General features: G+C 34.2%; 16 protein-coding genes, 7 tRNA genes and 1 other RNA gene. 23 read left to right on the top strand and 1 reads right to left on the bottom strand.

What is annotated here, in order from left to right; all coding sequences use genetic code 11:
- Nucleotides 1-6 precede the first annotated feature (6 nt).
- The 7 genes from CQ022_RS12175 (at nt 7) to CQ022_RS12145 (ending at nt 7,763) form a co-directional block, all read left to right on the top strand.
- Nucleotides 7-201 (top strand): hypothetical protein, encoded by a 195-nt coding sequence (locus tag CQ022_RS12175; protein ID WP_105681630.1) that lies wholly within the window; start codon nt 7-9, stop codon nt 199-201.
- Nucleotides 198-1,244 carry a grasp-with-spasm system SPASM domain peptide maturase gene (gene gwsS, locus CQ022_RS12170; protein WP_105681629.1) on the top strand — a complete coding sequence of 349 codons (1,047 nt, stop codon included), beginning with the start codon at nt 198-200 and terminating at the stop codon, nt 1,242-1,244. The genes CQ022_RS12175 and gwsS overlap by 4 nt, the downstream gene beginning before the upstream one ends.
- Nucleotides 1,244-2,428: a glycosyltransferase gene (locus tag CQ022_RS12165; protein ID WP_105681628.1), complete on the top strand. Its 1,185-nt coding sequence runs from the start codon at nt 1,244-1,246 to the stop codon at nt 2,426-2,428. The genes gwsS and CQ022_RS12165 overlap by 1 nt, the downstream gene beginning before the upstream one ends.
- A gap of 216 nt (nt 2,429-2,644) precedes the next feature.
- Nucleotides 2,645-3,478, top strand: a complete 834-nt coding sequence (locus CQ022_RS12160; RefSeq protein WP_105681627.1) for a GLPGLI family protein — start codon at nt 2,645-2,647, stop codon at nt 3,476-3,478.
- A gap of 285 nt (nt 3,479-3,763) precedes the next feature.
- Nucleotides 3,764-4,993, top strand: coding sequence for a hypothetical protein (locus tag CQ022_RS12155; RefSeq protein WP_123864428.1), 1,230 nt, complete (start codon nt 3,764-3,766; stop codon nt 4,991-4,993).
- Nucleotides 4,994-5,002: 9 nt separating this feature from the next.
- Nucleotides 5,003-7,210, top strand: coding sequence for a peptidase domain-containing ABC transporter (locus CQ022_RS12150; RefSeq protein WP_105681625.1), 2,208 nt, complete (start codon nt 5,003-5,005; stop codon nt 7,208-7,210).
- Complete coding sequence (locus CQ022_RS12145) at nt 7,200-7,763, top strand: HlyD family efflux transporter periplasmic adaptor subunit (protein WP_105681624.1); 564 nt, start codon at nt 7,200-7,202, stop codon at nt 7,761-7,763. The genes CQ022_RS12150 and CQ022_RS12145 overlap by 11 nt, the downstream gene beginning before the upstream one ends.
- 161 nt (nt 7,764-7,924) lie before the next feature.
- Here the strand turns inward: CQ022_RS12145 and ssrA are convergent.
- Nucleotides 7,925-8,326, bottom strand: a transfer-messenger RNA (tmRNA) gene (ssrA, locus tag CQ022_RS12140).
- A 267-nt stretch (nt 8,327-8,593) separates the two neighbouring features.
- On the opposite strand from ssrA, the gene rpsU reads away from it, so the two are divergent.
- The 16 genes from rpsU to CQ022_RS12060 all read left to right on the top strand — a co-directional run bounded on the left by rpsU (nt 8,594) and on the right by CQ022_RS12060 (nt 20,078).
- On the top strand, nt 8,594-8,791 hold the full coding sequence (rpsU, locus tag CQ022_RS12135) for a 30S ribosomal protein S21 (RefSeq protein WP_045501128.1): 198 nt from the start codon (nt 8,594-8,596) through the stop codon (nt 8,789-8,791).
- A 78-nt stretch (nt 8,792-8,869) separates the two neighbouring features.
- On the top strand, nt 8,870-9,757 hold the full coding sequence (locus CQ022_RS12130) for a tyrosine-type recombinase/integrase (protein ID WP_105681623.1): 888 nt from the start codon (nt 8,870-8,872) through the stop codon (nt 9,755-9,757).
- Nucleotides 9,754-10,044 (top strand): HPF/RaiA family ribosome-associated protein, encoded by a 291-nt coding sequence (locus tag CQ022_RS12125; protein ID WP_034693158.1) that lies wholly within the window; start codon nt 9,754-9,756, stop codon nt 10,042-10,044. The genes CQ022_RS12130 and CQ022_RS12125 overlap by 4 nt, the downstream gene beginning before the upstream one ends.
- A gap of 109 nt (nt 10,045-10,153) precedes the next feature.
- A tRNA-Thr gene (locus CQ022_RS12120) sits at nt 10,154-10,227 on the top strand.
- An 18-nt stretch (nt 10,228-10,245) separates the two neighbouring features.
- Nucleotides 10,246-10,326, top strand: a tRNA-Tyr gene (locus tag CQ022_RS12115).
- Nucleotides 10,327-10,414: 88 nt separating this feature from the next.
- A tRNA-Gly gene (locus CQ022_RS12110) sits at nt 10,415-10,490 on the top strand.
- An 86-nt stretch (nt 10,491-10,576) separates the two neighbouring features.
- Nucleotides 10,577-10,650, top strand: a tRNA-Thr gene (locus CQ022_RS12105).
- A 19-nt stretch (nt 10,651-10,669) separates the two neighbouring features.
- A tRNA-Tyr gene (locus CQ022_RS12100) sits at nt 10,670-10,750 on the top strand.
- 87 nt (nt 10,751-10,837) lie between these two features.
- Nucleotides 10,838-10,910: transfer RNA gene (locus CQ022_RS12095), tRNA-Gly, on the top strand.
- A 42-nt stretch (nt 10,911-10,952) separates the two neighbouring features.
- A tRNA-Thr gene (locus tag CQ022_RS12090) sits at nt 10,953-11,024 on the top strand.
- A gap of 514 nt (nt 11,025-11,538) precedes the next feature.
- On the top strand, nt 11,539-12,186 hold the full coding sequence (locus CQ022_RS22745) for a hypothetical protein (RefSeq protein ID WP_123864427.1): 648 nt from the start codon (nt 11,539-11,541) through the stop codon (nt 12,184-12,186).
- A gap of 128 nt (nt 12,187-12,314) precedes the next feature.
- Nucleotides 12,315-12,995, top strand: a complete 681-nt coding sequence (locus CQ022_RS12080) for a response regulator transcription factor (protein ID WP_105681621.1) — start codon at nt 12,315-12,317, stop codon at nt 12,993-12,995.
- Nucleotides 12,996-14,360 (top strand): ATP-binding protein, encoded by a 1,365-nt coding sequence (locus CQ022_RS12075; RefSeq protein WP_105681620.1) that lies wholly within the window; start codon nt 12,996-12,998, stop codon nt 14,358-14,360.
- A gap of 218 nt (nt 14,361-14,578) precedes the next feature.
- Nucleotides 14,579-15,820: a TolC family protein gene (locus CQ022_RS12070; RefSeq protein WP_105681619.1), complete on the top strand. Its 1,242-nt coding sequence runs from the start codon at nt 14,579-14,581 to the stop codon at nt 15,818-15,820.
- Nucleotides 15,821-15,824: 4 nt separating this feature from the next.
- Complete coding sequence (locus CQ022_RS12065; RefSeq protein ID WP_105681618.1) at nt 15,825-16,910, top strand: efflux RND transporter periplasmic adaptor subunit; 1,086 nt, start codon at nt 15,825-15,827, stop codon at nt 16,908-16,910.
- Between the two features lie 69 nt (nt 16,911-16,979).
- Nucleotides 16,980-20,078, top strand: coding sequence for an efflux RND transporter permease subunit (locus CQ022_RS12060; RefSeq protein ID WP_105681617.1), 3,099 nt, complete (start codon nt 16,980-16,982; stop codon nt 20,076-20,078).
- Nucleotides 20,079-20,146 lie beyond the last annotated feature (68 nt).

The raw sequence follows: 20,146 nt of genomic DNA, 5'->3' as shown, positions 1-20,146 counted from the left end.
TGAAAAATGACAAAACTACCATACATATATAAATATTTAACTAAAATAAAATTAAATATTGATAAGAAAAGACAGGAGGCATTTCCCGTGGATGCTTATGACAGCACATATTGTGTGCCTGAAGGAGGGGCAAACAAACCGATCAGTAAAATTATTGATTTAAAAAAATTAAATGAAGACATAAACCAGAAAACTAAATGATGGATTATACAATTTTAAAGGATAAATTTTTACAACTGTATTCAGTGTGCCTTATGACAAAAGGGGTAAAAAGATCCGTGATAGTAGACACTCAAAGAGAAGAATGGTATCATATCCCAAATTCTTTACATACAATTCTTCTCAATTATAATAATCAAAAATTAGAAAAGCTGTTCGGAGATTTCAAAGGGGAAGAAGAGATTTTAATGGAGTACTTGGATTTTTTATATGAAAATGATCTGATATTTTATGCTGAATCAGCTGACTGTTTTCCGCTGTTGGGTGATTATATTGAAAGTCCTTCAATCATTGAAAGTGCTATTATTGATTTTGATAGTACATCACAAAATTTACAGCATCTTGAGGAAATATTTTCTGATCTGGAATTGCTGGGATGTAAAAATTGTCAATTCAGATTTTTTCATTCTCCTTCAAAAGCGGAAATAATTAAAATTGTAACTCTCCTTGGCAACTCAAGGATTACTTCTTTAGATTTTATTATCAAGTATGATGAATCATATAATGTTGATTTTTTAATAGAATTAACCAAGCAAAATTTAAGAATTAAAAGTGTTTTTGTTCACTCCACACCCTTTAGCAGGATAGAAATTATTAACGCTGAATATTTTTCTTACATGGGGAATGTGGTTTTTATTATGCAGGAAATTAAGGATGAGACTCATTGTGGGCAAATCTCTCCGGAATATTTTACCACAAACTTTAGAATGTTTAATGAATCATTAAAATACAATTCGTGCCTGTATAAGAAAATTGGTGTTGATACGAATGGAAATATCAAAAACTGTCCAACATTAGCCTCTTCTTTTGGTAATATAAAACAAAACAGATTAACTGAAATTGTAATTAAAGAATCATTTACTGATATTTGGAATATTAATAAAAATCAACTGAGTGTTTGTAAAGATTGTGAATATAGAAACGTATGCAGCGATTGCAGAGGCTTTTTAGATGAAAGCCAGATTCATAATGCAAAGCCCGTTTTATGTGGTTATGATCCTTACAATAATGTCTGGCAGGAATAATGAAAAGAGTCGTACTTAATTTTATTTTTAAAGATGAAGAGCATGTTATCGAACGGATGTTGAACAGCAACTTACACTTAGCTGATTTGATAGTGTGTGTCGATACAGGATCCACAGATAATACCGTAGATGTCATTAAGCATTGGGCAGAAATCAATAAAAAACAATTATTTATATTTTATAGAACTTTTGATTATTTTGATAATAGCCGGAATTTTGCTTTAGATAAATTAAAAGAAGTTGTTCGTACACTGGGCTGGGATGAAAAAAGAACGTACGGATATTGGCTGGATTGTGATGAAGTTGTAACAGATAAAGGCTTTGATAAAAATAGGCTGACAGAAGATTCGTATCTGTGTAAAGTACATCTGAATGGGGACATATTTTCAAGATTAACCTTTTTCAGGTTAGATTTACCCTTCTTTTGGTATGGGCCTGTACACGAATATTTAAAGTGTGACTCGAAGTTTACGTGTGCCGTGATTGAAAACTTTGAAATCAACGTTTATAACGATGGTAACTCGTGGCAAAATAATTTAACAGAGAAATACTTAAATCACGCAAATATATTAGAAAAGCATCTGCAAAAAAATGATATAACTGATGCTGCGAGATGGCTTTTTTATCTGGCGCAAAGCTACTATTTTTCAGCTTTATTTACATTTAATAACGACGACCGTATCGGCAAATTAAACAAGGCGTTAAAAGTATATAGAGAAAGGGTTGCAATGACAGCCGATGGATACAGTGAAGAAATATTTTATTCTCAATATATCATAGGACGCATTTCATACTTATTAGAGAAGGATTGGGATGTTGTTCTAAACGAATATACAAAGGCCGATGATATTGATCCGGTAAGAGCTGAGACTACTTACAAAATCATTTGTCATTATTATGACGATGATAATTATACTTCAGCTTATGAATATTCGAAAAAGTCATTAAAGCTATATCATGGTAAAAATCCATTTCCTCAAAGGTTATTATTTGTTGAACTCGAATTATATAATTGGAAATTGTTGTACAAACATCTGAAAATTTGTGTAAAAATAAACCACATAGATGAAGCAAAGATTACTGTTGAAGAACTCAATAAGCTGGTAGATGAAAGTCCGGAATGGTTTAATTCAGAAGACCTTAACGATATCAGAGAAGTCAATCAATTTCTCATGTATTTTTAGTGCTGCCGATGTTACGTCAAAACCCATAAAAGAATGCTGGCATCTATTTTAAAAATCAATTTATTTCAGTTTGTATTATATTTAGATTATAAATGAAATTCCACAGATTTATTATACGGTAGTGAGATATAAGGTTTTGATTTGTATTATGATACATAAAATATTAAAACGATTTCTCCTACTTTAAAATTATTTCTTAAAAACCACCAAATCATTATGTTAAACCGAATATTTTTTCTTCTCTTGATGAGCTGTTTTTTTACTTCAGCACAAACTCATCGTTTTATTTATGAATTACAATTCAAAATAGACTCAACCTCTACTGATTATATTAAAACCAATATGGTATTGGATATTAATCCTAAGGACGTCAAATTCTATGAATATAAATTTCTTAGGATGGATTCCATCAACAAGGCTAATCAGAACTACCGCTTTCGAACCTGGGGTTTTCAAAATATTATTACGAGGGAACGAAATTCCTTCAAAAACAAAAATTTCGAAAATCTGGATGACTTGTTTGTGTACCAAACAGATGATTCAATGAAGTGGAATTTAAGCAATGAAACCAAAATGGCGGATAAATATCTTCTGCAAAAAGCCACGACATTTTTTGGAGGGAGACAGTGGACGGCATGGTTTTGTAAAGAGATTCCTTATAATGAAGGGCCTTATAAGTTTAGAGGGTTACCAGGATTAATATTTCAAATTTATGATTCAAAAAGTCAGTTCAAATATAACATGCTGCAGTCGAAGTCATTGGATATGACCTATGATACAACAGGTTTTATAGAAGGCTATGCCGGTACTAAACCTTTAGAAGTAAGTGAGGAAATGGTTCAGAAAAAAAAGTTAGAAAGATTTAATGAGCCTTTCAAGGATTTTATGTTACAATTTGATAAGCAGCCAGATGCACAGTATTTTTACAGAGGTACACAAATTACAAGTAAAGACCAGTTGAAAACATTTGAGAAACAAGCGCAAGAAACAATGATGAAAGAAAATAACCCTATTGAAGTTAATAAAGTCATTCATTACTCTAAAAAATAATTTAAGCATAAAGAATTTATGCCCCGTCTAAATGAAATTGCGTTACGGACTATTTACTTTATTTTAGTAAAACTCCAGACAATGCAATAAAGATTTATTGGGCAGTAAAGCCATTCTTCAATGTGAAATTGATTTTTCAAAATATAATAGACAAATTGGATCCAATAATTCATGCTGATCAAGCAATCCGCATTTCATTTTCATGATTTATTGTTAGCCAAATTATTAATTTGTAATAAATACTAAATGAAATTTTTTTTTAAATGCTTTTTAATTATTACGGCTATGATGTCTAATCTTTTGTCTTCGCAAAATGGATCTGTGTTAAGTGATACTTTAGTAAATACAAAAAATGCTAAAATAATTGTTGATCTACCTGTTCCTAAAAATTCTTCGGCAAAGAATAAAAAATATCCGGTGTTTTTCATTTTAGATTCTCAGGAAAAGAACATTGTTGATATAGTGAAATCAAATATATCTTATTTACAGAACTTTGGTAAAGAAATACCTGAAGTCATATTCGTAAGGGTGGAGATATATGATCGGTCTAAGTTGTATTTTGGTGAAGGGGTAAACGAGCTGGCAGGGATGCTTCAAAAAACGATTATTCATCTTAACAAATATAATGCATTGAATTATAATGTAATTCTAGGTCATTCTAATTCCGCATCATTTGTTTTAGACCTTGCAAACGATATAAATTTGAGCAAGTTGTTTCAGGTGTATATTGCGTATTCTCCATCTCAAACTGTTGATAAATTAAATATTCCATCACAAGATGTAAACCTATATTTATCACATGGTGGTATTGGACAATATGAAAATTCGTTTAAAGAGGAAACTGTTGCCTATAAAGGGAAGATTAATAGCATAAATAGCCCTAAGTTTAAGTTGAAATATGATTATTTTCCAACGGCAAATCATAATACAATAATTCCTATGTCTATTTATAATTCAATAAATTATGCTTTTGATCCGTGGATTATAAGCAGTTTAGAAACTGATTTTATTGTAAATAATAAGTACGATATTTTAAAAAATTTAAAAGCAAAGTATCATGTGTTAGAACATATCACAAATGTAAGCCACGAAATATCTCCCAATGAATATGTATATATAGCTAACCTGTATTATGGTATCGAAGATTTTAATAAAGCTATATCGGTGACTGATGAGGCTCTGGCTGGTACCTCGCCAAAAGATTCTGATTATTATAAGATTTATTTTAATAGAGCTTTATATTATTTTGAAATTGAAGATATCTCAAAAGCCAAAGAAAATATAATTCTGGCAAAAAAATATATAACTAAAGAAACTGATGAATATAACTATGCATATCCAATGATAGTATATTATGATAAATTTTTAGATATTTATATTACTACTGCAAACAATGCTGATAGAGAAAAAAAAATAATTAAACTTCTTGAGTTAATTAAGAATGAAAAGAAAATTAGTAATAACAATCTTCTGGTAAATTTTATTAAAAAACATTTGCTGGAAATGAAAAAGTAGATTAGAAAAATGTTTAAAACTACCTTTCCCTTCTACAGGCAGCCTGATGCAAAAGACTGTGGCCCGACTTGTTTGCGAATAATAGCCAAATACTTCGGCAAAACACTCTCCATAGAACAGATACGTCTTCTTTCAGAGACAACCCGGGAAGGAAGCAGCCTAAAGGGAATAAGTACAGCTGCAGAACAGATTGGTTTTAAAACTATGGCAGTTAAAATCAGCTGCGATATGCTGGTTGATGATCCTCCATTACCATGCATTCTCCATTGGGATAAAAATCATTTTGTTGTTTTATATAAAATAGAAGAGAAAAATAAAAAATATTATTTCCATATCTCGGACCCGGGGTTTGGCATTCTTAAATATGAACAAGCGGAATTTCTCAAGCGTTGGATTGATGAAGACGCCACTGAAAAAACCGAGGAAGGGGTTGCTTTATTTTTAGAAACCACGCCTGATTTTTTTAAAAAACATCTCGATAAACAAGAAAATAAAGCCAGTCTTAAGTTTCTGTCTCAATACCTGTTTGAATACAAACTGCTGGTAGGACAATTAGTTATAGGGCTTTTAGCAGGAAGTTTGCTCTCACTTATTTTTCCGTTTCTTACCCAAAGCATTGTAGATGTGGGGATACAAAACCGCGATTTAAACTTTATTTATATCGTTTTGCTTGCGCAGATTATGCTTTTTTTAGGGAAAACAGGGATAGAAATTACCCGCAGTTGGATTCTCCTCCATCTTTCTACACGAATCAATATTTCTATAATTTCCGAATTCTTCATTAAGCTGATGAAGCTGCCTATCAGTTTTTTTGATACAAGGATGACAGGAGATATTATGCAGAGGATTAATGATCACCACAGAATAGAACAGCTTCTCACAACTTCTTCATTAAATACATTGTTCTCATTAGTCAATCTGATAATTTTCAGTATCGTTTTACTGTATTATGATTACAGACTTTTTATCGTGTATCTGATAGGTGCCATCTTATATGTTACCTGGATCACTTTTTTCCTTAATAAAAGAGAAAAGCTAGACTATAAAAGATTTTCCCAGATTTCTCATGAACAAAGCAAAGTAATTGAACTCATCAATGGCATGCAGGAAATAAAAATGCACAATGCCGAAAAGAAAAAGCGTTGGGATTGGGAAGGTTTGCAGGCCAAATTATTCGATATAAGAATTGAGTCTCTTTCATTGGAACAATGGCAATCTGTGGGTGGGAATTTCATCAATCAAATGAAAGATATTTTAGTAAGTTTTTTATCAGCAAAATTAGTTTTGGATGGCAGTCTTACTTTGGGTATGATGCTGTCAGTGCAGTATATTGTAGGACAGTTAAATAGTCCGCTATTGCAGCTAATCGATTTTATTAAGCAAAGTCAGGATGCTAAAATTTCTTTAGAGAGATTAGGGGAAATACATGAAAAAGAAGATGAGGAAATTGCCGACGAGAAATATGTCACAGAAATTCCGAAAAAGGACATTGAAATTAAAGACATATCTTTTAGATATGTTGGTACGAAACAATATGTTTTCAAAAATTTAAATCTGGTTATCCCTTATCAAAAAACAACTGCAATCGTTGGGACTAGTGGGAGCGGGAAAACTACTCTTCTGAAACTGATTATGAAATTTTATGAACCTGAAACAGGAGAAATAAAAATTGATAATACCGATTTGAAAAACATTTCACCAAGATTTTGGCGGGGGCATTGTGGAGTTGTTATGCAAGATGGATATGTTTTTAACGATTCAATTGAAGAAAATATTGCTGTAGGAGAAGAAAATATAGATCAGAAAAAATTGTTGAAAGCAGTAGAGATTGCTAATATTAAAGACTTTATTGAGGAATTGCCTCTCGGCTATAATACTCGCATAGGCAATGAAGGAATAGGAATAAGCGGAGGGCAAAAGCAAAGACTTTTTATTGCAAGAGCTATTTATAAATCTCCTGAATATATTTTCTTTGATGAAGCTACTTCAGCACTGGATGCCAATAATGAAAGGATAATAATGAGAAATCTGGAACAGTTTTTCAAGGGTAGGACAGCCATAGTGATTGCACATCGGCTTTCTACGGTGAAAAATGCGGATAAAATTATTGTTTTGGATAAAGGATGTGTGGTAGAAGAAGGGAATCATGCTGAATTAGTTGCTAAGAGAGGCGAATATTATAGACTTGTAAAAAACCAATTAGAACTTGGAAGCTAAAAAAAATATATCAGACAAGCTAAAACTTCATTCAGAAAGTGTACAAAAGATACTTTCCACATCGCCTCATTGGATGATTCGATGGGGAAATACTATAGTTCTTATTGTTTTACTCCTGATTATATTGATGAGTTATTTTATCAAATATCCGGATTATATCCGGGCGCCTATTATTGTTACCTCGCAAAATCGTCCTGAAAAAATAATGGCAGGAGATACTGCAGTATCTATTTTACCAAAAGAAGAAGAGAGGTTTGTAGGGAAGATGGTTATCCCAATGGAAGATGCTCTTAAGGTTACACCAGGGCAGAAAGTTTTGATACAATTTGATAATTACCACAGTCAAGAGTATGGAGTCGTAGAGGGGAAGGCGCAAAAGATAACTGAGACTTCTGATAAAACTGGAAAGTATTACGTGAAAGTTATTTTACCTAAAGGCTTAAAAATATCTGATAACAAAAACTTTTACTTTGATCAGGAACTGAAGGGAGATGCTGAAATTATAACAAAAGATGTGAGATTAATTGACAGATTTTTTCATAAAATCAGATAGTAAGTCAGCACTTATCTTAATTATATTGTCAAAAGATCAATCTATTTCAGACTATTTTGACGAGTAGGGAAGTAGAAGATTAGTACTGTTAAAAACTTTTATACAGTAAGTGAAAACAAAAAACCTTAAATTATTTATTTTGAATAATTTAAGGTTTTGTTTTGTGGAGTTGGAGGGATTCGAACCCTCGTCCAAACAAGCAATACATAAGCTTTCTACATGCTTATTCTACCATTGGTTTTCGACTGAAAGCAGAGGATAGACACCCAACTTCCAACTTATCTTCTAAATTTTTCGAGCTTTAGCCAAAGCTTCTAAAGCCTTATTTCCGCATTCCTATATCCCAGAATCAAACGCCGCAGAACAGAGCATTTGTGGAATATCTTGCTTCCCTACTGAAATCTTCGGGAAAACGCTTGATCTACTATACTTCGATATTAAGCTGCAAGAGCGAACTCTTCGTTGCCAGTTAAAATTTTGTAGCAAGGGATTATAGAGATCGCGCTACGGTTCTCTGCATGCTTACTTACCCATTGGTCTTGCTGTCGAAACCAGTCAACCCCATGAATAAAGTGAATGCAAAGATAATGCTTTTTGTTTATATTTCATTAATATGAACGATTTTAATGAAAATTAGGGGTTATGATGAGCAATTTGAAGCCCTTAAGATTTAAATGTTGGATAGTTGTGGATAAAAAAAATATGTGTTAATGGCTTTTAATACTAGGTTTTTAAGATTACTTTAGATAATGGAATGATTGTTTATGGTAATATATTTTGTGTTGTAAGAAAAATTGCCTAGTTTTGCAATCCAAAATGAGATGTAAAATATGTTAATAATTCCAGTAAAAGATGGTGAATCCATCGACAGAGCTTTAAAAAAATACAAGAGAAAATTTGATAAAACAGGAACTGTTCGTCAATTAAGATCTAGACAAGCTTTTATCAAGCCTTCTGTAACTTTGAGACAATCTAAGTTAAAAGCTGCTTACAAACAAAGAGCGCTTAGCAAAGAAGAGCAGGCTTAAGATTTTTTCTTAACCATATATTAATTCACTTCTTAAATTCTTATATTTGAGGAGTGAATTTTTATTTTTATACCTATGATGCTGGAAAAGTTTTTAGAATACTTACAATTCGAAAAAAGATATTCTCCTCATACGATTACAAGCTACAAAAAAGACCTTGAAGACTTTTCCCATTTCTTTCTCCGAACAGAATCTTCCGACAATTTAGCCAAAGCAGACAAGAAAATTATCAGAAATTTCATTGTTGAACTGAGCGAAAATAATATTTCTAAAAGAAGTATCAATAGAAAACTATCTTCTCTCCGCAGTTTTTATCTTTTTCTTTTAAAAATAGGAGAAATTAAAGTTTCTCCAACAGAAGGAATCTCTTCTCTGAAGTTTTATGCTGAAAAACAGATTCCTATATCTAAAGAGGAAATGACAGATCTTAATGAAAGAATCTTCCAACAGGTGCATGATCTGCTTGAAGAATGCATTATGGAGGTTCTTTATCAGACGGGAATGCGTAAAGCCGAACTTTGTGGCCTGATATTTGAGAATGTTGACTTATATGAAAATGAATTAAAAGTAATAGGAAAGGGGAATAAAGAAAGAGTAATCCCTATTTCCAACGAATTGTCTGAACTCCTTAAAAGTTATCTGGAAATAAGAAATCCACAGACCGAATTTAAATCATATTTTTTCGTCAATAAGAAAGGGAAAAAACTCAACGAAAAATTTGTTTATGTGGTAGTTAATAAGTACCTTAGTCTTATAACAACGAAAGAAAAAAAAAGTCCTCATATCCTCCGGCATAGCTTTGCTACACACGTTTTGGATAATGGGGCGGAGATCTCCAAAGTGAAAAAAATATTAGGGCATTCCAGTCTTGCCAGTACTCAAGTCTATACGAATGCTAATATTGAACAATTGAAAAAAGTGTTTAATCAGGCTCACCCTCGAGCATCAAAAAAAGAAGAATTATGAAGATTTCAGTTCAATCAATTGGTTTAACACCACACGAACCACTAGAGTCACACATCGACAAAAAAGTAAGCAAATTGGATACCTTTTATGACAAAATTCAAGAGTGCAAGGTATTTTTAAAAGTAGAAAATAACGCTGATAAAGCGAATAAAACAGCTGAGATTATTTTGGCGGTTCCAGGAGATGATATCGTAGTAAAGAAGACATCTGCGAGTTTTGAAGAAAGTTTGGACCTTTGTGTTGATACAGCTAAAAAGCTATTAATCAAGAAAAAAGAAATGGCATAGAAAAAAAAGTTAAAAAAAGTTTATAAAATATTTGAGAATTCAAAAAATCCGTTCTATATTTGCACTCGCAAAAAAGGAACAGCGATCTTTTGAATTCTTTTTTATATTTGCCTCCATAGCTCAGTTGGCCAGAGCACGTGATTTGTAATCTCGGGGTCGTGGGTTCGAATCCCTCTGGAGGCTCATAAAATATAAACTTTTGGGGAGATTCCAGAGTGGCTAAATGGGACTGACTGTAACTCAGTTGCTTCGGCTTCGTAGGTTCGAATCCTGCTCTCCCCACTTTATATTTTTATAAAAAAAACTTGCAAGATTAAATAAGTTTTCTTAGTTTTGCACAGCGTTTACCAATAGTTTTGGAAACAAAATTGCGGAAGTAGCTCAGTTGGTAGAGCGTCAGCCTTCCAAGCTGAATGTCGCGGGTTCGACCCCCGTCTTCCGCTCCATAAAATCACACAATAAAAGTGATTTTTTTTAACACTGAAACGTGTAGAGTAGAGTTTCTCAATCACTTTCAGTCTTTTATTAAAATGCCTCCATAGCTCAGTTGGCCAGAGCACGTGATTTGTAATCTCGGGGTCGTGGGTTCGAATCCCTCTGGAGGCTCATTTTAATATAAAATATTGGGGAGATTCCAGAGTGGCTAAATGGGACTGACTGTAACTCAGTTGCTTCGGCTTCGTAGGTTCGAATCCTGCTCTCCCCACATTTTATATTAATAAAAATACTTGCAAGATTAAATAAATTTTCTTAGTTTTGCACAGCGTTTACCAATAGTTTTGGAAACAAAATTGCGGAAGTAGCTCAGTTGGTAGAGCGTCAGCCTTCCAAGCTGAATGTCGCGGGTTCGACCCCCGTCTTCCGCTCAACAAAAAATCACGCTACTCAGTGTGATTTTTTTAGTTGATGCCGACTTAGCTCAGCGGTAGAGTGCTTCCTTGGTAAGGAAGAGGTCACGGGTTCAAGTCCCGTAGTTGGCTCTAATTTATATTTAGAAATAAATAATATCAATGCATTATTTGAAAAAAAAACAATCGCTGTTGGGTTTATATTTTAAACTATAAAACAAGTATTGTTTTATTCTTTTTATTGCTTTCAAAGCATATAAGTAAAAATTTATATTTTTTCGATAAAAATGACAATGGATGGTGCTATGCAGACTGGCTCATTAATTATCAGGATGGAGGATTTAAGCGGAGAGGATTAGGAGGAACTTTGTTTATATATCTTCATGACATTACCCATATTCCTTTGTATAGGATTGTTTATTTTTTTCAGTTTTCTCTATATCTTATATTTTTCGTTTATTTTATATTGCTTCTTTATAAAAAGAAAATACCACCATTATATTTAACTTTAATTTTTACACCTATTACTTTTTTATTTTACTATTATGATATTAATATTATAGGTAGAAAAGAAATTATTTTTATTACGTTATATACCATTTTTATTTATCATATAACCCATAATATGTATCGGAAAAAAATAGAAATGTTAGTTGTTGGATCTATATTTTTGTTTTCTTTTTTTCATGAAATAATAATTTTTTATATACCTTATTTTATATTTTCCTTATATTATTTTGATGTTAAGAATAAATTGAAACGTAGTTTAATATATTTATCTGCATGTATTCTGCCTATGTTTTTTTTCTTTTTTATGGGGTCAAAAATAAATAATGGAAGATCTTTGCAGATATTGAAAGAAAGAGATGTTGTTTTATCAGGGGAAAATATCTTTACTTGGAATGAAAACCTTAATACGGGATCTCAAATTATGTCACAGATTTCTGATTATAGTTTGTACGGATTAAGCTTTGTTATTGTTTCTATTGTATTTGTCTATTACATTTGCACCCAAACAGAAGATAATAAAAAGATTTTAATAGGCTTTATATTATGTTGCATAATTACAATCCCATTATTCATTTGTGCTCTTGATTGGGGAAGATGGTTGCATATACACTTTACTATGCTGTTGCTATTTTTAACATCTATTTTGCCTACCCAAAAGTGGGAAAAGAGTGAAATAATCATAAACAAAGAGTTTTTCATTAGTCTTGGGATTATTTTTATTTTATCTATTTTTCATGTAAGACACTTGCAGTTTGGTTTTTTATTCAATTTATTTGTCGATTAAACTACTATGAATGGCATGTTCACTCAGTTACTGTACTTATGGGGTGATTTAGTTTTATTATTTGTTTTATGCTATTTGCTTTTAAACTCCTGAAAATTTTCGTTAAATTCGTGTAAAATAAATTTTTGATGAATATTCTTTTATTGGAAGATGATCTCATTCTGTCTGCAGAACTTTGCAGATTTTTAGAATCAAATAATTTTAACTGTGATAAGATCTATGACGGAGAGACTTTTCTCCGCCAGATAAAAAACAATACTTACGATTTGTATCTGCTGGATATTAATGTTCCTAAAATAAATGGACTTGATGTGTGCCAAACGATCCGTTCTTTTGATAAAAATACCCCAATCATTATCATTTCGGCCTACGGAGATATCTCTGATAAAAAAGATGCCTTCACCAGGCTGGCTGATGATTATCTTGTAAAGCCTTTCCAGTTTGAAGAACTTCTTTTAAGAATCAATTCACTGCTGAGACGAAAAGCCCCTTCTGATAATTCAGATCAGGATATTCTCAGAATTGATGATCTTATTATCAATAAAACAGAACAGAAAGTGTATCGTGGAGGAAATGAAATCACCCTTACCCTAAAAGAATTTCAGCTGCTGGTTTATCTTGCGGAAGCGCAGGGAAGAACCGTTTCCAAGCAGCAGATCACAGAACATGTATGGGAACATAATTTTAATACCAATACCAACACGGTAGAAGTTTATATCAATTTCCTGAGGAAAAAGATTGATAAAGATTTTAAAATAAAACTCATCCATACCCGTTCAGGTTTCGGATACTACCTAAGCCCATTATAAATGTCTTTAAAAAGAAAGATAGCTTTAACGATCAGTATCGCCTTTTCATTGCTTTTTGGAATGGTGATGGCGGTCATTTATTTATCTTTTAATGATTTCAGGAGGGATGAGTTTAAAGAAAGATTCAGGCAGAGGCTTGAGTTTACGTCTCATTTCATCTCAAAATCTAAAGACTTTGAAGAGGAAGCTCCCGTTTTTTTCAATGAAAACTCTGACAATATTCTTTTGAATGAAAAGATTTTAATTTTCAACGAAAAAAAAGAATTGATCTACAGTACAATCAAAGACCGGAATGTCATCTGGGACAGTGCAATGCTTAAAGAGCTGGATAAGAAAAAGATTATCTATACAGAAAAGACGGTTCCGGAGATCTATGCAGCGCTCAGAAACATTAATGGAGAAAACTATTATATTCTTACGAGTGCCTTTGATACCAACGGGAAATCTAAGTTGGGCTATCTTAAATATCTTTTGATCACGGCTTATGTGATGAGCACTATGCTTATTGGTTTTTTCAGTTATTATTTTGTAGAAAAGTTTCTACGTCCCCTGGAAGACCTGAATAAAGAAATTTCTGAAGTTACGGCTCACAAACTAACCACACAGATTCCTGTGGAACAATCCAATGATGAAGTAAGTGTTCTTGCAAAATCTTTTAATACGATGATCGGAAGGCTGGATGATGTATTTCAGTCGCAAAAGGATTTTACGGCAAGTGCTTCCCATGAGATCAGAACCCCTATAACAAGAATGGCGTTTCAGCTGGAGAACCTGATTAAATTTGAGGAACATTCCCCGGAAACGCTTTCTTCTCTAAAACAGATTCAGCGGGATGTATACCAGCTGTCGGATCTTACGAACTCACTTTTACTGCTTACGAAATTTGATAAAGAAAATATTCAGAGTATTTATGAGGAAGTAAGGATTGATGAAGTTATTTTCGAAGCTTTTGAAGCGGTAGAGAAAAGTTATCCACAACTTAAGCTGGACTTCCTGATTAATGAAGATAATTCTGAGAATGCTTTTCTGATGATCAAAGGAATTCAATCACTATTGGTGATTGTCTTTATTAATCTCTTTAAAAATGCTGCTGTATATTCGGACAATACTGAAGTAAACGTATTAATAACTGAAACGAATGACAATCTTTCTGTAGAAGTCATTTCCCATGGAAATACAATTCCCGAAGAAGAACAAGCTAAATTGTTTGAAGCTTTTACAAGAGGAAATAATGCTCAGAATATAGCAGGATCCGGACTAGGTCTTAGAATTGTCAAAAGAATCCTGGAATATCACGATGCAGATATTAAGTACTCTTCACCTGAGGATTACATGAATAAGTTTACATTATTTTTTAAAAAATAAAATTAGAGGCAACTGGTTACGAAAACAGTTGCTTTTTTGTTAAACTCTGGATTGAATTTTTTAATATAAAATTCAATGATTGGAGAAAAATATATTATTTTCATCTGCCGATTTTTACCATAAACGTCCTGTTTAAGCCCATTTTAATATTTTTTTAAGCGTCATTTAAGTTTCTTTTAATCGCATCAAAGCAATTTTGTATTTTAAAAAGAAAAATAATGAACAGAATTGCAGTGCTGTGCCTCGCCATTTCCTCATTCATGGCAGCACAACAGCAGATGTCTCTTTTGGAATGCGAAGAAGCCTTTCAGAAGAACAACCTCCAGCTGCTCGCCGAACAATATAACATCAATATGGCTGATGCGGATATTCTGCAGGCTAAAATCTGGGAATTACCTCAATTAAGCGGGCAGTTTAATGCTTACAACCCTCAGGATAAAAAGTTTTTTGATGTAGGACATTCCAAAGGAGCAGGCATTACTCAATTGATTTATATGGGAGGCAAAAAGAAAAACGAAATTGCTTTTGCCAAATCCAATAAAGAACTTGCCCAGCTTCAGTTTTCACAATTGCTGGTGGATTTAAGATCTCAGCTCCGTTCTGCCTATTTCAACCTTTACTATGAAAAACTGAAACTGGAGAATACCAACAGGCAGCTGGGGTATATGAATGATCTTTTAAATGCCTACCGTGCACAATCAGCAAAAGGAAATGTTTCCCTTAAAGATGCTGTAAGACTACAGAGTATTGTGATCCAGCTGAATCATGATAAACTGGAAATCAATAAAAATATCCTTGATTTTGAACAGAATCTAAAAGTTTTGACAGGAACTTCGGAAGAGATAGAGCCTGTGATGTCTGAAACTGAAGCTAAAGATGCTCTAGCAGCACAGCCTTTTGGTGATGAAGAAGAGCTGAAGAGTAAAGCACTGGAAAATAATGCAGATTACAGGTACAATTTGAAACTTATTGATAACAGTAAGCTGTATGCCCAGTGGCAGAAATCAATGAATGTACCGGATGTTACTGTAGGTGCTGCATGGGATCAGGCAGGGGGAACCTTTAATAATGAAGCGAATCTGACATTGGGAATTCCTTTGCCATTGTGGAAAGCAAATCAGGGTAATGTGGTAAAAGCAAACTATGCCATTCAGCAGAACCAGAAAAATGCAGATTTTCAGAAACTGACTCTTGAAACGAAAGTTCAGTCTGCTTATAAAACATGGAAAGCTCAGTATGATCAGCTTCTGGATGTGAAAACTACGGATCTTCAGAATATGGAACTTGTCTACAACGGAATGCTGAATAATTTCAGAAAAGGAAATGTCAACCTGATTGAATTCACGGACTTTATGGATAGTTACCGAGAAACAGCCCTTCAGATCTATGATATGAAAAATGAAATCATGCAGTCTGCGGAGCAGCTTAATCAACTCATACAAACGAAAATCTTCTATTAAAATCATGAAAACATATATTATCCCCGCATTGATGGTCGTTTCATTATTGGCCTGTTCAAAAAAAGAGGAAGAGAAAAATATTCACGCTAAAAAAGGATTTGAGCTTAGCAACACGATGTTGAGTTCTATTTCCCTGGCAAAAGTTGAAAGAAAGAATATAGAAGATGAATATAGCTTTTACGGAAAAATCTCTGCCGACAAAAACAGTTATATAGATGTTTACCCGCTGGTAGGAGGAAATGTGATGAGTGTAAACGTTGAATTGGGAGACTATGTAAAAAAAGGACAGGTGCTGGCAACGATCAGGAGTACTGAGCTTGCAGAAATTCAAAAGGATGTAAGCGATGCAAAAACAGATCTGGTCGTAGCAAAAAATAATCTTCGCGTTGCCAAAGAGTTGTACGAAGGAAAACTAAATACAGAAAGAGATGTTCTGGAAGCTAAAAGCCAACTTCAAAAAGCCGAAGACCAATTGCAGAGAGCTGCTGCGGTAAGTACGGTTTATAATGTGAAAACCGGAAATATATACAGTGTAGTAGCACCTATCAACGGTTATATTGTTCAGAAAAGTATCAATAAAGATATGCAGCTGAGAAGTGACAGGAGTGATAATATTTTTGATGTTGCCAATACCACCAATGTTTGGGCAATCATGAATGTGAACGAATCTGATATTGATAAGATCAGTCTTGGAATGAAGGCTCAGGTATCCACTCTTTCTTATCCGGATAAAGTTTTTGATGGGAAAATTGATAAAATATTCAAAATTATTGATCCGCAGACCAATGCTATGCAGGCAAGAGTTGTTCTGGATAATGCCAACGGATTGTTAATTCCCGACAGTAAAGCTACTATAAAAGTTTCCAGCCTTGAAAACAGTACCACCTTGGCGATCCCTTCCAAAGCTGTAATTTTTGATGATAATAAAAGCTTTGTCGTGATTTTTAAATCCAGAACAGATGTGAAAATCCGAGAGATAAAAGTATTAAAACAGGTAGGTGACGTTACCTATATTGCAGACGGTCTGAAAGATGGGGAAGAAGTGATAACCAACAACCAGCTGCTGATATACCGCTCGCTGAACAGCTAGTCTTATTAAACCATTAAGAATATCTATGTTTTTCTTTAACGGCTTTTTTAGGTCATCAATTTATCTATCATGAATAAATTCATTAAAAATATAATTGCTTTTTCATTAAAAAATAAAGCATTTACCTTTATCTGGATTGCGATTTTAGCCATCTCCGGTTTTATAAGTTTCAAAAATATGCCTATTGAAGCTTTCCCGGATGTAACCAATACCCAGATTGTCATCATTACCCAATGGAATGGGCGTAGTGCGGAAGAAGTAGAACGTTTTGTCACTACACCCATCGAATTGGCGATGAGCCCGGTTCAGAAGAAAACAAGTGTGAGAAGTACCACCATGTTTGGGCTTTCCATTGTTAAAATTCTGTTTGACGACGGGGTGGATGATACTTTTGCCAGAAATCAGGTTAATAACCAATTAAGAACCATTAGCCTTCCTGATGAGGTAGACCCTGAAGTACAGCCACCCTACGGGCCTACGGGAGAAATTTTCAGATATACGCTGGAAAGTAAAACAAAAGATTCCCGGGCATTGCTTACCCTGCAAAACTGGGTGATAGACCGTTCTTTAAGAGGAGTTCCCGGCGTTGCAGATATCAATGTTTTTGGAGGACAGGATAAAGTTTTTGAACTGAGTATCGATCCCAGAGCATTGGATAAATATAATCTTACTCCGCTTCAGGTATATGATGCGGTCACCAAAAGTAATCTGAATGTAGGAGGTGATGTCATTGAAAAGAATGGGCAGGCCTATGTAGTAAGAGGAATAGGATTAGTGAAATCAGTGGCCGATATCGGAAATGTTACCATTCAGAATGACAGTGGAAACCCTGTTTTGGTAAAAAATGTAGCAGAAGTTCATGAAAGCTCCATGCCAAGGGTAGGGCAGGCCGCTCTGAATCATCATGATGATACCGTGGAAGGAATCGTTGTCATGAGAAAAGGAGAGAATCCAAGAGAAGTTTTGGTGGGAGTAAAGGCAAAAATTAAAGAGCTTAACGAAAAAATACTTCCAAAAGATGTCAAAATGGTTACTTTTTACGACCGTGATAATCTGATGGACTTTACCACGCATACCGTAATGCACAACCTTATTGAAGGAATTGTATTGGTAACCGTAATTGTACTCATCTTTATGGCAGACTGGAGGACAACTTTGATTGTTTCCATCATCATTCCTCTATCTTTACTGTTTGCATTTTTATGTTTAAAACTGGCCGGAATGAGTGCCAACCTGCTTTCGCTGGGAGCAGTAGACTTTGGGATTATCATTGACGGAGCCGTCGTCATGGTAGAAGGCCTCTTCGTGATGCTGGATCATAAAGCGAAACGGTACGGAACGGAGAAGTTTAATAAATTGGCAAAAGGAGGCTGGATCAAACAAACCGGTACAGGATTAGGAAAAGCAATATTCTTTTCAAAATTAATTATCATTACTTCCCTGATTCCTATTTTCTCATTCCAGAAAGTGGAAGGGAAAATGTTCTCTCCTTTGGCTTTTACGTTGGGGTTTGCCCTAATAGGAGCCTTGATATTTACGCTGACACTGGTTCCTGTTCTTTCCCATATTCTCTTGAATAAAAATGTAAGAGAAAAAAATAACCCGTTTGTTAATTTCTGGGACAGAATTGTTTTGAAAGGCTTTAATCTAACATTTAAGCACAAAAAAACGAGTATGATTGTGGCGATTTCCTTTCTGGCTTTGACTTTATTCTCCGGTAAATTTTTAGGAACAGAATTCCTGCCACAGTTGAATGAAGGTTCATTATGGATCACCGCAGAAATGCCAATGAGTTCCTCGTTAAAAGAATCTTTGAAAACAGCAGATCTTTTAAAGAAAGACATTATGAGCTTTTCCGAAGTAACAGATGTTCTCGCACAAACAGGAAGAAGTAATGATGGAACAGATCCCAATGGATTTGGATTCGTACAGTTTGCAGTCAATCTTAAACCAAGAGAAGAATGGAAACGTAAGATCACTTATGACGAATTAATCAATGAAATAGATCAAAAGCTCAGAAGTTATCAGGGAATTACATTTAACTATTCCCAGCCGATTTCGGATAACGTAGCAGAAGCCGTAGCAGGTTTTAAAGCAGAAAATGGAATTAAAATTTATGGTGATAATCTGGAAACCCTGGACAAGTTAGCCAATGAGGTTTTATTGAAGATTAAAGATGTAAACGGAGTAAAAGATCCCGGAATTATTAAAAATATCGGGCAGCCGGAAGTAAGCGTAGTACTTGACAGAGATAAAATGGCCGCTTACGGAGTAATGCCGGCAGATGCACAGGCAGTACTGGAAATGGCTTTTGGTGGAAAAACGGCTTCAGAAATGTTTGATGGAGAAAGGAAGTTTCCGATCCGTCTTCGTTATTCTCAGGAATACAGAACCAATGAAAATGACATTGCAGCTTTGATGGTGCCTACACAGGATGGAGCAAAAATTCCTTTAAAAGAAATAAGTACCATTGTTAAAGATAACGGAGCCGCATTTATCTACAGAGATAATATCAAACGATATATTGGAGTTAAATTTTCAATTCGTGACAGAGATTTGGGAAGTACTATTGCGGATGCTCAGAAAAAGGTAGAAACGATTGAACTTCCGGATGGTTATTCTGTAGGATGGACAGGCCAGTTTGAAAATCAGCAGCGCGCCTCGCACCGATTAGCGCAGGTAGTGCCGGTGAGTATTCTGATGATTTTCTTCCTTTTGTTTATTCTGTTTGGAAATATGAAAGATTCTCTTCTGGTATTAGCGAATGTCCCTTTTGCTTTAATAGGAGGAATTATTGCATTGCATGTTACCGGAATCAACTTTGGAATCTCTGCCGGGGTAGGGATGATTGCCCTTCTGGGAATTTGTATCCAGAACGGGGTGATTCTTATTACAGAATTTCATCAGAATGTCAAAGATGGAATGGATATAGACACTGCCATATTAAATGGGGTCAAATCCAGAACCAGACCTGTTATTATGACAGCTCTGATGGCTTCCATCGGGCTTATGCCGGCAGCATTGTCTACCGGGATCGGATCAGAATCCCAGAAACCTCTGGCAATTGTCATTATCGGAGGACTGATTACTGCAACAGTGCTTACCCTGCTTATTTTCCCAATTATCTTCTGGATCTTCAACAGAGCAAAAAAGCTCAGCCCAATTTAATTAATCTTTCATTTATATTAGTCAGAAGCGCGGAAAACAAAGTTTTCCGCGCTTCTCCATTATTGAAA

It is taken from the genome of Chryseobacterium culicis (assembly GCF_002979755.1).
Taxonomy (GTDB): domain Bacteria; phylum Bacteroidota; class Bacteroidia; order Flavobacteriales; family Weeksellaceae; genus Chryseobacterium; species Chryseobacterium culicis_A.
This window is presented reverse-complemented; position numbering and strand designations above follow the sequence as displayed.

Coding starts and splice junctions, on each gene's coding strand:
- CQ022_RS12175 (WP_105681630.1), top strand. CDS start 7: ATGACAAAACTACCATACATATATAAATATTTAACTAAAATAAAATTA.
- gwsS (WP_105681629.1), top strand. CDS start 198: ATGATGGATTATACAATTTTAAAGGATAAATTTTTACAACTGTATTCA.
- CQ022_RS12165 (WP_105681628.1), top strand. CDS start 1,244: ATGAAAAGAGTCGTACTTAATTTTATTTTTAAAGATGAAGAGCATGTT.
- CQ022_RS12160 (WP_105681627.1), top strand. CDS start 2,645: ATGTTAAACCGAATATTTTTTCTTCTCTTGATGAGCTGTTTTTTTACT.
- CQ022_RS12155 (WP_123864428.1), top strand. CDS start 3,764: ATGATGTCTAATCTTTTGTCTTCGCAAAATGGATCTGTGTTAAGTGAT.
- CQ022_RS12150 (WP_105681625.1), top strand. CDS start 5,003: ATGTTTAAAACTACCTTTCCCTTCTACAGGCAGCCTGATGCAAAAGAC.
- rpsU (WP_045501128.1), top strand. CDS start 8,594: ATGTTAATAATTCCAGTAAAAGATGGTGAATCCATCGACAGAGCTTTA.
- CQ022_RS12130 (WP_105681623.1), top strand. CDS start 8,870: ATGCTGGAAAAGTTTTTAGAATACTTACAATTCGAAAAAAGATATTCT.
- CQ022_RS12125 (WP_034693158.1), top strand. CDS start 9,754: ATGAAGATTTCAGTTCAATCAATTGGTTTAACACCACACGAACCACTA.
- CQ022_RS22745 (WP_123864427.1), top strand. CDS start 11,539: ATGTTAGTTGTTGGATCTATATTTTTGTTTTCTTTTTTTCATGAAATA.
- CQ022_RS12080 (WP_105681621.1), top strand. CDS start 12,315: ATGAATATTCTTTTATTGGAAGATGATCTCATTCTGTCTGCAGAACTT.
- CQ022_RS12075 (WP_105681620.1), top strand. CDS start 12,996: ATGTCTTTAAAAAGAAAGATAGCTTTAACGATCAGTATCGCCTTTTCA.
- CQ022_RS12070 (WP_105681619.1), top strand. CDS start 14,579: ATGAACAGAATTGCAGTGCTGTGCCTCGCCATTTCCTCATTCATGGCA.
- CQ022_RS12065 (WP_105681618.1), top strand. CDS start 15,825: ATGAAAACATATATTATCCCCGCATTGATGGTCGTTTCATTATTGGCC.
- CQ022_RS12060 (WP_105681617.1), top strand. CDS start 16,980: ATGAATAAATTCATTAAAAATATAATTGCTTTTTCATTAAAAAATAAA.